Below are 12701 nucleotides of genomic sequence, written 5' to 3'. Positions count from 1 at the left end.
CACTCCCTCGCCCCGCTCTCTCGGGGGAGAGCTAAGGAGAAGCTACACCGACACCGCGTAGGTCTCGTACTCCCCGCGCACCTGCTCGATATGGGCGCGCATCGCCGCGGCGGCGCCTGTCTTGTCGCCGCGCATGATGGCGACGACGACGCGGTCGTGCTCGGCGTGGGATTTTGCCAGACGGCCGAGGTTGCGGAACTGGGCGCGGCGGAACGGCTGCACGCGCACCCGCGTCGCCAAGGTGATCTCGGCGATGTAGGCGTTCTGCGACCCGGCATAGATCGCGTTGTGGAAGCGCTCATTGACCTCATGGAAGCGCTCGGGATTGCCGGTGTAGCTCAGCACCCGCAACTCCTCGTGGATCGCTTCCAGCGCGTGGCGCTCCGCCGCCGTCATCCGCTCGGCGGCGAGGCCGGCACAGATCGCCTCCAGCTCGGCCATCGCCTCGAACATGCCGGTGAGCCGTTCAAGCGAGGGCCGCGCCACCACGGCGCCGCGATGCGCTCGGGCATCGATCAGGCCGCTGGCGGCAAGCTGCCGCAGCGCTTCGCGCACCGGGGTGCGCGAGACGTTGAAGCGCCGCGCAAGGTCGGTTTCATCGAGCCCGGCCCCCGGCGGCAGCGTGCCACGCACGATCTCGTCGGCGAGTTGCAGCCGCAGCTCTTCGGCACGGGTAACCTTGTCGACCAGCGACGACGGCCGATCGATGCGGCGCACCGTCATCTCGGATTCTGCGCCCTGCGGCAGATCTTCCAGGCTCATCCTCAAGCGCCCTTCAAGCACCTTTGGGTTCGTCGATGACGCTGACATGGGCGGCGACGATTCTCCAGCCCTCGGGGAAGCGAATCCACGTCTGCATCTGCCGCCCCACTCTACCCGGCGCGCTGTCCCGGTAGAACAGCGTCGAGGCGATCGCGGTGTCGCGGCCATAGGTCGTGATCACGGTCCGCTCGATCTTGCGCATCAGCCCGACCGGCGAGCGCCCGGCGCGAAACGCCATGATCTCGGCATAGCCATAGAGGTTCTCGCCAATGCCGTAACGCAGCGTGCGGCGGTCGTCGCGGAACAGCTCGTCGAGCACCGCAACATCGTTCGAGACCAGCGCTCTCTCATATCGCTGGAACTGCGCGGTGACCTCGGCGACGACGTCGGGAATATCGATTTCCATATCAGAGTCCTCTCGGCGCCGGCGCGGCCGCAACGCCCATCTGTTCCAGCGCATAGGCGACCCGCAGCGCGACGTCCTCGCGCCAGGGCGCCGCGATGATCTGCACGCCGATCGGCAGCGGCTCAAGCGGCACCGGCACGGCGACCACCGGCAGACCGATGAAGGAGATCGGCTGGGTGTGGATGCCGATATTGGCGCGCACCGGAAGCTCGACGCCGTCGAGCGTGAAACTGGCCTGACCGATCTTCGGCGCGGTGCACGGCGTCGCCGGCGCCAGGATCACGTCGACCGACTGGAACAGCTCCAGCACCTTCGCGCGATACCAGCGGCGGAATTTCTGCGCCTTGTCGACATAGACCGCCGGGACCATCGCGCCCGCAATGAGACGGTCGCGCACCGCCGGATCGAAATCGTTGGGACGCTTGCGCAGGCGATCGAGATGCAGCGCGGCACCCTCGGTCGTGGTGATGATGTAGGCCGCGGCGCGAGCGCGCGCAGCTTCGGGAAGCTCCACGATCCGCGCGGCACCGAGCGCCTTCGCGACACGCGCGACCGCCTCTGCCGCCTCCGGAAACAGATTTTGCTGGAAATAGCCGCCGGCGATCGCAACCCGCAACCCGCCAATATCGTTGGCAAGCAACGGCACGGTCGGCTCGACCGACTGCACAATGCAGGCCGGATCATCGGCATCAGGCCCCTGCATGGCGTCGTAGGCGAGCGCGAGGTCCTTCACGCTGCGCGCCAGCGGGCCGAGATGATCGAGGCTGGCGACGAACGGATAGGACCGCGCGCGCGACAGCCGGCCGTAGGTCGGCTTCAAACCGAACGTGCCGCAGAATGACGACGGCACGCGGATCGAGCCGTTGGTATCGGAGCCGAGCGCGATCGGCACCAGCGCGCCGCCGACGGCGCTGCCCGAGCCGCCGGAGGAGCCGCCGGTCATCCGCGCCGGATCATGCGGATTGCGCGACGGGCCGTCATGCACATTCTCGCCGGTGAAGTCGTAGGCGTATTCGCCCATGTTGAGCGCGCCGACCAGCACCGCACCGGCCGCTTCCATCCGCTCGATCAGCGTCGCATCGCGCGGCGACGGCGGCAGGTCGCGGTTGATCTTCGAGCCGGCGCGGGTCGGAAGGCCCTGCACATCGAACAGGTTCTTGACCGCGAACGGCACGCCGGCGAGCGGGCCGACCGGTTGACCGGCGGCGATCGCGGCATCGACCGCGCTGGCCCTGGCGCGCGCGCGATCGGCGGTGACGTCGGTGAAGGCATTGAGGACCTTGTCATGCGCGGCGATCCGCGCCAGCGCAGCCTCGGTCGCGGCAAGAGCCGTGATCTTGCGGCTCGATACGGCCTGCGCGATCTCGGCGGCCGACATGGGAACGGGAGTTTCGGACATCGGGGTCTCAGGTCGAATAGACGGCGGCCGACACGACGTCGTCCGGCAGCGGGAAGTCATCGACCAGCCGCGCCAGTCGCAGCGAGACGTCGAGATTGGCGCGCACCGCCGGACGCCAGGCGTCCTCCAGCGGCAACGCCATCGCGCGGGCGACGGCGTTCATATAGTCGTCGAGATGATCGGTCATTTCGCTCCCAATAACGATTTTGCGCATGATCTCCGCGCAAACGCGTTCCGCGTTTGTCGCGAGGAAAACCGGCCCCCACTTTTCCGGATCATGCGTCAAGACACCGGCAGCGGCGGATGCGGGATCGCCGTCAGCAGCTCCCTTGTATAGGCATCCTGCGGATTGCCCAAGACGTGTTCGGATGTGCCCTGCTCCACGATGCGACCGGCGCGCATCACGATGACGCGATCGCACAGCAGGCGCACGACATTGAGGTCGTGCGACACGAACAAATAGCTCATGCCCATCGACTGCTTGAGGTCCTGCAGCAAATTGAGCACCACCGCCTGCACCGAGACATCAAGTGCCGCGGTCGGCTCGTCGAGGATGACGAGCTTCGGGTGCAGCGCGATGGCGCGTGCGATGCCGACGCGGGCCTTCTGGCCGCCGGAGAGCTGGTGCGGGAAGCGGTCCAACAGATTGACCGGCAGGCCGACCAGCCGCGCGAGCTCCTCACAGCGGGCGCGGAGCGCGTCGCGCCCCCTGATGTCGCCGAGCTGCATGATCGGATCCGCGATGGCGCGCGCCGCGGTGAAGCGCGGATTGAGGCTGTCGGTCGGATCCTGGAACACCATCTGGATCTGGCTGCGCCGAGGCAGCCGCGCGAACGACTGCGGCGCGATGCCGCCGATGTCCTGGCCATCGAACATGATGCGGCCGGAGGTCTGGTCCAGCAGCCGCATCACCATCATCGACGTCGTCGACTTGCCGCAGCCGGATTCGCCGACCAGCCCGACGCTCTCGCCATGATCGATCGAGAAGCTGATACCGTCGACCGCACGGAAGGTCTCTTCCTCGACCGGCGGCTTGCGCCCGAACAACTTTGCCAGCATCCCGCCCGCGCCCTGGCGCGGGTATTCCTTGACGAGCTTTTCGACTGATAGGAGAGGCTCCATCCGCCCCCTCTCCCCGTTCTTTACGGCGAGAGGGTTGGGGTGAGGGGCCGCATCCGCAGGCACGGCCCGTGGAGGGTCCCCCTCACCCGCCACGCTCTGGCGCGCGAGTGCGCTGCCGAGCGTGTCGGCCTCTCCCCGCACGCGGGGAGAGGCAAGCGAATCCTCCTCCGGCAACAGATCCCGGAGCGACACCCCGAGCCGCGGCGTCGCGCGCATCAGCTTCCTGGTGTAGGCATGCCGGGGCGCGGCGAAGATGTCCGCCGACTTGGCGGTCTCGACCACACGGCCCTTCTCCATCACCACGACGCGGTCGCAATAGGCGGCGGCGAGGCCGAGGTCATGCGTGATCAGGATCGTCGACATCGCCCGGCGCCGTGTCAGCTCGACGACCAGGTCCATCACCGCCTTCTGGGTGGTGACGTCGAGCCCGGTGGTCGGCTCGTCGGCGATCAGAAGCTGCGGATTGCAGGCCAGCGCGAGCGCGATGACGACGCGCTGGCACATGCCGCCGGACAGCTCGAACGGATAGGCGTGGTAGCGCTCGCGTGCGCGCGCGATCTTGACCTGCTCCAGCGCCTCGATCGCCGTCTCGCCGCGATCGGTCACCTGCGCCTGCTGCACATGCTGGCGCAGCACGTCCTCGATCTGGTGGCCGACCTTGCGGATCGGATTGAGCGCGGCGCGCGGGTTCTGGAAGATCATCGAGACCTCGCGGCCGCGCAGATCGCGCATCTGGCTCTCCGAGGCCGACTTGACGTCGATACCGGAGAACATCACCGAGCCCTCGGCGATCCGGCCGGCGCGGTCGAGGATGCGCATCACGGCATAGGACGTTACCGACTTGCCGGAGCCGGACTCGCCGACGATGCCGACGGTCTCGCCCTTGCCGACGGATATGTTGACGTGCTGCACCGCCTTGACGATGCCGCGGCGGGTGGTGAACTCGACCGTGAGGTCTTTGACGTCGAGCAGCGGCTGGGCGGTCATGCGCACCTCCCCCCACAGGGTGCGTCATCCAAAAATCCGCAAAACAACCCCATGCAAAGGAGCGGAGCGGTAGCACGGCACCGGACCGGGACAGGCATCATGTTCTCCGCCTGTCCAGCGCGCCCCCTCGTCCCGCTCTTGCGGGGAGAGGGTTGGGGTGAGGGGCATCTATCGGCACGTACAACTGGCTGAGGAGTGCGCGGAGAGCCCCCCTCACCCGGTCCGCTAACGCGGCCCGGCCTCTCCCCGCACGCGGGGAGAGGCGAAGAAAGCGCGCATGCGTTAGCCAGGTCCACATCATCACGTCCTCCGCTGCGGATCGACGATGTCGCGCAGGCCGTCGCCGAGCAGGTTGAAGCAGAACACCGCGATCATCAGCGCTAGGCCCGGGAACAGCGCGATCCACCACTCGCCCGACACCATGAAGCCCGCGCCCTCGGCGACCATGATGCCCCACTCCGCGGTCGGCGGCCGGACGCCGAGCCCGATGAAGGACAGGCCCGCGGCGTTGAGGATCGCATAGCCCATGGTCAGCGACATCTGCACGATCATGATCGGCATGATGTTGGGCAGGATGTGCCCGAGCAGAATGCGGTACTCGCCGTTACCGGACAGCCGCGCCGCCTGCACGAAGCCGGCATTGCGGCGGACGTTTGCTTCTGCGCGTGCGACGCGGGCATAGAGCGGGAAGTTCACGATCGCGGTCGCGATGATGATGTTCTGCACGGTGTTGCCGAGCGCCGCGACGATGCCCATCGCCAGCACGAACAGCGGAAACGCCATGATGGTGTCGGCGATGCGGCCGACGATGCGGTCGGTCCAGCCGCCGAAATAGCCGGCGGCGATGCCGGCCAGCCCGCCCATCAGGAACACCAGCACGACGGAGGCGACCGCGATGAAGGTGTCGAGCCGCGTGGCCACAATGACGCGGCTGAAGATGTCGCGACCGAGTTGGTCGGTGCCGAACCAGTGCGCGGCGGACGGCGGCTTCAATGCTGCCGCGGTGTCGGAGGCGAGCGGGTCGTACGGCACGACATAGGGCCCGAACAGCGCGGCAAACAGGATCAGGATCAGCAGCGCGAAGGCGAAGCCGGTGACCTTGTTTTCGCTCAAGACGTAGCGGGTCTGCTCAAAAGCCGCGGCAAGCCCCGACGTGCGGGCGGGCCCTGCGGGTTCGACCGTTGGAGCTACGGTGCTCATGCTCTAGCCCTCCAGCCTGACGCGGGGATCGATCACGCCATAGAGGATGTCGATCATCAGATTGAGCAGCACGTACATGACCGCCATGGTCAGCACGAAGCCCTGCACCGGCGCGAAGTCGGAGGCGATCAGCGCCTCGACCGCGTAGGAGCCGATGCCGGGCCAGGCGAACACCTTTTCCACCAGCACATTGGCGCCCAACAGGAACGAGAACACCATGCTGAGCGTGGTGATGACCGGCAGCATCGCGTTGCGGAAGGCGTAAGTGACGATCACCTTGCCGGGCGACAAGCCGCTGGCGCGCGCGGTGCGGACGAAGTCGGACGCCAGCACCGCCAGCATCGAGGCGCGCGTCATCCGCGCGATCGGCGCCAGCGAGAAGATCGCGAGCGTCACCGCCGGCAGGATCAATTGGCTGAGCGCAGAACGAAACGCCTCGAAGTCCCGCGCGATCAGCGTGTCGATGAGATAGAAGCCCGTGACCGTCGGCGGCGCGCTAGCGAACACGTCGAGCCGGCCGAGCGGCGCCGGCGACCAGCCGAGCCGGAAATAGAACAAATAGACCAGCACGAGCCCGGTGAAGAACACCGGCAGCGACACGCCGGCCGTGGTGGTGACGCGGCAAAGATGGTCGATCCAGGAGCCCGGCCGCGTCGCCGCCAGCACGCCGAGCGGGATCGCGATCACGATGGAGACGACAAGGCCGAGCAGAGTGAGCTCGGCCGACGCCGGCAGACGGTTGCGCAGCTCGGCCGCCACCGGCTGGCCGGTGGTGAGCGACGTGCCGAGATCGCCATGGGCGAGATCGTTGGTGTAGCGGACGAACTGCTCGATCAGCGGCTTGTCGAAGCCGAGCTTCTTCCGGATCTGGTCGACCGCCTCCTTGGTGGCCGCGGGGCCAGCAAAATACGCCGCGGGATCGCCCGGCAGCGCACGCGTCAAAAGGAACGTCACGATCACGACCCCGATCAGCGACGGGATCGCGAACAGCAGCCGCTTGCCGATCATCGCAAGCATGAGCGCCTCACCCCTTCGCCATCGCGCGATAATCGAGGCGGCGGTGGAACCAGTATTGGTAGCCCGAGATGTTCTTCTGCATCGCGACGTTGACGAAGGGCTGATAGAGCGGGATGCGCGGGATTTCGGCGAAGGCGAGATCGACGAAGCCCTTGACGTCGGCGTCGTAGGCCGCGGTGTCGCCATTCGCGGCGGCGATGCGCGCGCCGTCGATGAGCTTGTCCATCTCTGATGACTTGTAGCTCATCGTGTTGAAGATCGAATTGTTGCCGTGATAGCACCAGTAGAAGAAGTACTCGGGGTAATCGAGCCAGCCCGAGAACACGTTGGTGAACAGCGGCATTTCCTTCTTGGTGAGCTCGGTGCGCCAATTGGCGCCGGGCACCTTGTTGATCGTGGTCTTGATGCCGAGCTGCGCCAGGCTCTCCTGCACCAGCACGCAGAGCGGCTCGTTGACCCCGGCGAAATTCAGGTCGAACGAGATCGTGGTCTCGAATCCGTTGGCGTAGCCGGCTTCAGTGAGCAGCGCCTTGGCCTTCTCCATGTCGGTGTAATATTTGGTCGGCTGCGGCCAGGCGACCTCGGTCGGCCTGTCCTTGGCCGCGCCGAACATCGGGTTGGCGAGACCGAACAGCACCGCATCCATGATCTTCTGGTACGGCATCGCGTAGGCCATCGCCTGCCGTACCTTGGGATTGTCGAACGGCGGCTTGGTCACGTTCATGCCGATATACTGGATGCCGTTGGAGAACGGCAGCGAGACCACGTTGAGCTTGCCGCTCGCCTTCATCTCCTGGAAGTCCTTGAACGGCAGCTCATAGGAGATGTCGGCATCGCCGCGCTCGAGCAGCGCTCGGCGGTTGCCGGCCTGCGGCACCATGCGCCAGATCACGTGCTTGATCTTCGGCAGCGGACCGCAGACCCACTCGTCGTTGCGCTCCATGACGACTTCGGTGCCGGCGGTCCACTTGGTCACCTTGTAGGCGCCGGAGCCCGCGGTCTGCTGCTTGGTGAATTCGAGGCCCCACGGATCCTTCTCGCTGGCGTTCTTCTTCACGAGCTCGGAATTGACGACGCAGGGCACGATGACAGCGAGGTCGGGGATCGTCAGCTTGTCCTTCCTGAGGAAGTCGACGCGCACCGTATAATCATCGACGACCACGAACTGCTCGGGCTTGGTCAGCGAGCCCGCGCTCATCTGGAAGGTCGGGAAGCCGCCGACAGAGACGGCACGGTCGAGCGACCATTTGACGTCCTTCGCCGTGACAGGCGTGCCGTCATGGAATTTGGCGTTGTTGCGCAGCTTGAAGGTGACCGACATGTCGCCGATGTTGATGTCCTCGGCGAGCTCAGGCTTGAACTTGTCGCGGTCGTAATAGGGCACGCCGCCCGGACCGCTCTTCATCTCGTGGCTGATCAGGCGGTCGTAGCAATTCCACGACACCTCGTAGCCCGGCACGTTGGTGCCGACGCCGTGGATATCGAGATTGTTGGGTCCGCCTTCGGAGACGATGAGCAGCGTCTCGGAGCGCGCGTCGGCCTTGGCCGGCGACCAGATCGCGGGCGCGGTCGGCGCCAGCGCCCCCGCGGCCAGCCCGGACACCGATTTGAGGAAATCGCGACGCTTCATGTGATGCTCCAACGCCTTGGGAAACGGCCTTGGAACTCAGATCGCAAGGATTGTGCCAACCCTTAACGAAATCTTATGTCCTGCTAATGCCTTGCCGGAGCGAGGTAAAACGTCGGCCGGTATCCCGGTCGGGCAAAATCTCAGATCGCCAATTGCATACAAAGCCAGGCTATATGCTCAACAAATGAGCATGAAGCGGCTTCTGCTTGCTTTGTGGCCGGCAATAGAGGCCGCGCGCTGAAGCGCGCTAATCCGGCCAAATCAGCTCCTGCAATTGCACGAAGTCGTCGACCCGATCCGGCCAGCCGTCGATGCAGATGTGCCGGAGCGGATCGCTGGCAGAGTGCAGCATCAAGAGCGCCATCAGCCGCCGCTTCAGCGTGAACGTCACATCAGTGCGCGAGATGCCGAAGCCGTCGAACAGGCTGCGCACCCGGCGCGAATGCCCGGCGGCCATGAAGGCGCTGGGACCGAGCAGGTCGTACTCGCCCCATCCGGCCCGGACGTCGCCGAAGTCGAACAGGCCGGCGACGTGCCAGCCGTCGGCCCGGCGTCCGAGCAGAAAGTTCTCCGGGATGTATTCGCCGGTCAGGATCACCGGCGGCGCGTTCATTGGGATCAACTCAGCGGCGTCACGCAGGAGATCGTCGAGCGAGGTGAGGAATTTTTTGGGCAGGCCGAGCCGCTCATGGCGCGCCCGGCACTGCGCGATCTGCCCGCGCATGAAGGCCTCCCAGCGCGGCTCGATAGCGCGCAGGCTGCCGGGCGGCACGCGCTGCACCTCGGCAATCACGGCCCCGATCTCGGCGAGCACGCGCTCGCGCTCGGCTTCCGACAGCGATGGCCAGACCTCCGAGCCGACGGTGCCGGACAGGCGAGTGATGACGAGATACGGCCAGCCGTCGCGTTCGCCCTCCGCGACAAGGTCGGGAATCGGAATGCCGAGCCGTCCGCGCAACCCGGCAAGCGCGCCGCGCTCGGACACGAATTGCGGGCGCAGAAACGGCGGGAAGAGTTTGAGGATCAGGTTATCGTCCAGCCCGACAACCAGATTGGTGCCGGTCGAGAACACATGCGGCGCGACGCACGACAGCCCGTGGCCATCAGCAATATCGCGCGCGACCGGCAACCAGCGCGACGTGTCGCTGCGCCAGGCGCGGTAGCTGTCGTAGTTGGTGAGGAGTGGAAGGGAAGCGATCATCTCTCGGACCGTCATTGCGAGCCACCCGGTCGGCGCGAAGCGCCGCCGGATGAAGCAATCCATGGCACCGCTTGTACAGCGAATGGATTGCTTCGTCGCTTCGCTCCTCGCAATGACGGGAAGCTATTTCGTAGCCCGGATGAAGCGAAGCGTAATCCGGGATTCTGTGCCGCCTGAAAGACCGGCCCCGGATTTCGCTTCGCTTCATCCGGGCTACACAGCCGTCTTCTCCTTCCCCCTGAAAGGGGGAAGGTCGGGATGGGGGTCAGCTGCAAGCGACGCTGCAAGTGGTGAGAGAAGATCCCCGCCCGCTTTGCTCTGGCGAGCAAAGCGACCTCCCCTCTTCAAGGGGAGGTTAAGGCAACGCATAACCTCATCACCTATCCGGATTGGCGCGCTCGAACTGGCGCAAGAGGCGGTTGCCGCGCTCGACGGCGTTGTCCATCGCGGCCTGCGCCGATCGCTTGCCGGCAAACACCTGCTCGAGCTCCTCCTCGATCACGTCGCGGATCAGGACGAACGAGCCGAGGCGGATGCCCTTCGAATGGTCGGTCGGCGGCTTCAGCGTCACCTCCTCGATCGAGATCGAGGCGCCGGGATTGCGATCGTAGAAACCCTGCGCGCGGGTCAGATCGAATGCGGCGCGGGTGATCGGCAGGTAGCCCGTGTTCTGGTGCCAGGTGGCCTGCACCTCCGGCCGCGACAGATAGGCGAAGAACTTCGCCACGCCGGCATATTCGGCGCGCGGCCGGTCGCGCAGCACCCACAGCGTCGCGCCGCCGATGATCGAGTTCTGCGGCGCGCCCTGCACGTCGGCTTCGTACGGCATCATGCCGTAGCCGACCTCGAATTTGGAATTGGCCTTGATGTCGGCGCGCGTGCCCGACGAGCCGATGAAGATGCCGCACTCCCCTTTCTGGAAGCGCGGCTCGGCCGCCTGCCCGCGGCCGCTATAGTCGAAGGTCTTGTCGGCCTGCCACTGCGCGAGCTGCGCGATGTGGCGCACCACCAGCGGATTGTTGAAGATCAGCTGGGCGTCCAGCCCGGAAAACCCGTTGGCCTTGGTCGCGATCGGCAGATTCTGGAAGGCGGAGAAGTTCTCGACATTGATCCAGGACGGCCACGACGTGGTCACGCCGCACATCGCGCCCGCCGCGCGCAGCCGCTTGGCCACGACGCCGAGCTCCGGCCAGGTCCTGGGCGGCACACTCGGATCGAGCCCGGCGGACCGGAACATATCCTTGTTGTAGTAGAGGATCGGCGTCGAGGCATTGAAGGGGAACGACAGCATGTTGCCGTCGACATCGGCATAGTAGCCGGCCACCGCGGGCAGATAGGCCGACGGCGCGAATGCCTCGGACTGATCGCGCATCAGCTCGAACACCGGATAGATCGCGCCGCGGGCCGCCATCATGGTTGCGGTCGCGATCTCGTTGACCTGAACGATCGCCGGCTGGCTGCGCGATCGGAAGGCGAAGATCGCCGCGGTGACGGTCTCGGTATAGTTGCCCTTGTAGGCGGGCACGATCCGGTAGTCGGATTGCGAGGCGTTGAAATCGGCGGCAAGCTTCTCGAGCTGCTTGCCGAGCTCGCCCGACATCGCGTGCCACCACATGATCTCGGTGGCCGCCCGCGCCGGCGACACAAGCAGAAGAGCCGCGACGACGAGGTACAAAAGCTTCAAGGCGAGCTTCAAAGCGAACTTCACGACGAGCCGTTCCCGGATGCCACCACGCCCTCATAAGGCGCCACAACCGCAGATTCAACCTACACCGCAGGTTGCACCGCGGATTTAACGTTTGGCCGATGGCGAACCAGCGCCATTCTGCTAAAAATGCGTTGAACCTTTTCTTCCCGCCCTGGACACAATTCACAAGGGGAATAGTAGCCTGTGTACCGCCGCGCCGGCCTTTCGCGGATAACGATGCTTGCCGTCGCGCTGTCATGGGCAGCGGTCCCGGCGAGCGTTTTTGCGCGCGAATTCCGGACCGCCGATACCCAGAATGAGGACTATCCGACCGTCCAGGCGTTGAATTACATGGACCGTCTGATCGCCGAACGCACCGCCGGCCGGCACCGCATCGTGGTCTTCCATTCCCGCCAGCTGGGTGAGGAGAAGGAGACGCTGGAGCAGACGCGGGCCGGCGCCATCGATTTGAACCGGACCAATGTCGCGCTGATCGGGACAATGGTGCCGTCGGTCAACGTGCTGGCAATGCCGTTCCTGTTTCGATCGCCCGAACACCTGCAAACCGTGCTGGATGGACCGATCGGCAGCGAGATCCTGAACAGTCTCGGGGATCACGGCTTCGTCGGGCTGGCCTTCTACGATTCCGGCGCCCGCTCGATCTATAACAGCGTGCGCCCGGTGCGTTCGCTCGACGACCTCAAGGGACTGCGGGTGCGCGTGCAGCAATCCGAACGGATGTCGGACATGGTGCGCGCGCTCGGCGCCCAGCCGGTCCAGATGCCCTACGGCCAGGTGCTGACCGGATTCGCCACCGGGCTGATCGACGGCGCCGAGAACAACTGGGCGTCCTTCGTCACCACCGGCCACTACAAATATGCCGGCTACTACACGCTGACCCGGCACACTTTCAGTCCGGACGTGCTGCTGATGTCGCAAAAGGCCTGGGCCAGCCTCTCGGCGGAGGAGCAGGCGATCTTCCGCGAGGCCGCGCAACGCTCCAGCGCCTACATGCGCGAGAGATGGCGCGACCTCGAGGAGCGCTCGCGCCAGCAGGCGGAGCTGGCCGGCGTCAAGATCGTGACCGACATCGACCGCAAGCCGTTCGAAGCCGCGATGGCCGGCATCTACGCCAGGGCCGAGCGCGATCCTGCGATATCAGCGCTGATCGAACGCATCCGCAACATGGAGTAACCGGATCTTGGACGCACCAGAACAGGACGGGACGAAGCGACGGCGGGCGGCCTTCGGGCCGCAGGGCCGTTTCCGCATCGTCCAGTTGCTGCGTGC

General features: G+C 65.7%; 11 protein-coding genes. 1 reads left to right on the top strand and 10 read right to left on the bottom strand.

Annotated elements, in window-relative coordinates:
- Positions 1-42: 42 nt before the first annotated feature.
- The 10 genes from ACVWZM_RS23940 to ugpB form a co-directional block, all read right to left on the bottom strand.
- The gene (locus ACVWZM_RS23940) at positions 43-762 is read right to left on the bottom strand and encodes a GntR family transcriptional regulator (RefSeq protein ID WP_057019483.1); all 720 of its coding nucleotides are present in this window, start codon (positions 760-762) and stop codon (positions 43-45) included.
- A gap of 13 nt (positions 763-775) precedes the next feature.
- A complete protein-coding gene (gene hpxZ, locus ACVWZM_RS23935; protein WP_168859043.1) occupies positions 776-1168 on the bottom strand; it encodes an oxalurate catabolism protein HpxZ in 393 nt (130 codons plus the stop codon).
- Between the two features lies 1 nt (position 1169).
- A complete protein-coding gene (locus ACVWZM_RS23930; protein ID WP_456855125.1) occupies positions 1170-2567 on the bottom strand; it encodes an AtzE family amidohydrolase in 1398 nt (465 codons plus the stop codon).
- Between the two features lie 7 nt (positions 2568-2574).
- Positions 2575-2754, bottom strand: a complete 180-nt coding sequence (locus ACVWZM_RS23925; protein WP_018269566.1) for a DUF4089 domain-containing protein — start codon at positions 2752-2754, stop codon at positions 2575-2577.
- A gap of 95 nt (positions 2755-2849) precedes the next feature.
- The gene (locus ACVWZM_RS23920) at positions 2850-4676 is read right to left on the bottom strand and encodes a dipeptide ABC transporter ATP-binding protein (RefSeq protein WP_456855123.1); all 1827 of its coding nucleotides are present in this window, start codon (positions 4674-4676) and stop codon (positions 2850-2852) included.
- Between the two features lie 300 nt (positions 4677-4976).
- On the bottom strand, positions 4977-5876 hold the full coding sequence (locus tag ACVWZM_RS23915) for an ABC transporter permease (RefSeq protein WP_456855121.1): 900 nt from the start codon (positions 5874-5876) through the stop codon (positions 4977-4979).
- 3 nt (positions 5877-5879) lie between these two features.
- Positions 5880-6893 carry an ABC transporter permease gene (locus ACVWZM_RS23910; RefSeq protein ID WP_253588691.1) on the bottom strand — a complete coding sequence of 338 codons (1014 nt, stop codon included), beginning with the start codon at positions 6891-6893 and terminating at the stop codon, positions 5880-5882.
- Positions 6894-6900: 7 nt separating this feature from the next.
- On the bottom strand, positions 6901-8523 hold the full coding sequence (locus ACVWZM_RS23905) for an ABC transporter substrate-binding protein (RefSeq protein ID WP_456855119.1): 1623 nt from the start codon (positions 8521-8523) through the stop codon (positions 6901-6903).
- 247 nt (positions 8524-8770) lie between these two features.
- Entirely contained in the window at positions 8771-9739 is a 969-nt protein-coding gene (locus tag ACVWZM_RS23900) for an aminoglycoside phosphotransferase family protein (protein ID WP_253588689.1), read from the bottom strand.
- Positions 9740-10100: 361 nt separating this feature from the next.
- Positions 10101-11420, bottom strand: a complete 1320-nt coding sequence (ugpB, locus tag ACVWZM_RS23895) for a sn-glycerol-3-phosphate ABC transporter substrate-binding protein UgpB (protein ID WP_456856765.1) — start codon at positions 11418-11420, stop codon at positions 10101-10103.
- 228 nt (positions 11421-11648) lie between these two features.
- Between ugpB and ACVWZM_RS23890 the strand changes: the two genes are divergently transcribed.
- A complete protein-coding gene (locus tag ACVWZM_RS23890; RefSeq protein ID WP_076831094.1) occupies positions 11649-12605 on the top strand; it encodes a TRAP transporter substrate-binding protein in 957 nt (318 codons plus the stop codon).
- The last annotated feature ends 96 nt before the right edge of the window (positions 12606-12701 follow it).

The organism is Bradyrhizobium sp. USDA 4501, from assembly GCF_054062115.1.
This window is presented reverse-complemented; position numbering and strand designations above follow the sequence as displayed.

What these genes read in the sequence shown, in the direction of transcription:
- ACVWZM_RS23940 (WP_057019483.1), bottom strand. Translation starts at nt 762, where the DNA reads ATGAGCCTGGAAGATCTGCCGCAGGGCGCAGAATCCGAGATGACGGTG.
- hpxZ (WP_168859043.1), bottom strand. Translation starts at nt 1,168, where the DNA reads ATGGAAATCGATATTCCCGACGTCGTCGCCGAGGTCACCGCGCAGTTC.
- ACVWZM_RS23930 (WP_456855125.1), bottom strand. Translation starts at nt 2,567, where the DNA reads ATGTCCGAAACTCCCGTTCCCATGTCGGCCGCCGAGATCGCGCAGGCC.
- ACVWZM_RS23925 (WP_018269566.1), bottom strand. Translation starts at nt 2,754, where the DNA reads ATGACCGATCATCTCGACGACTATATGAACGCCGTCGCCCGCGCGATG.
- ACVWZM_RS23920 (WP_456855123.1), bottom strand. Translation starts at nt 4,676, where the DNA reads ATGACCGCCCAGCCGCTGCTCGACGTCAAAGACCTCACGGTCGAGTTC.
- ACVWZM_RS23915 (WP_456855121.1), bottom strand. Translation starts at nt 5,876, where the DNA reads ATGAGCACCGTAGCTCCAACGGTCGAACCCGCAGGGCCCGCCCGCACG.
- ACVWZM_RS23910 (WP_253588691.1), bottom strand. Translation starts at nt 6,893, where the DNA reads ATGCTTGCGATGATCGGCAAGCGGCTGCTGTTCGCGATCCCGTCGCTG.
- ACVWZM_RS23905 (WP_456855119.1), bottom strand. Translation starts at nt 8,523, where the DNA reads ATGAAGCGTCGCGATTTCCTCAAATCGGTGTCCGGGCTGGCCGCGGGG.
- ACVWZM_RS23900 (WP_253588689.1), bottom strand. Translation starts at nt 9,739, where the DNA reads ATGACGGTCCGAGAGATGATCGCTTCCCTTCCACTCCTCACCAACTAC.
- ACVWZM_RS23890 (WP_076831094.1), top strand. Translation starts at nt 11,649, where the DNA reads ATGCTTGCCGTCGCGCTGTCATGGGCAGCGGTCCCGGCGAGCGTTTTT.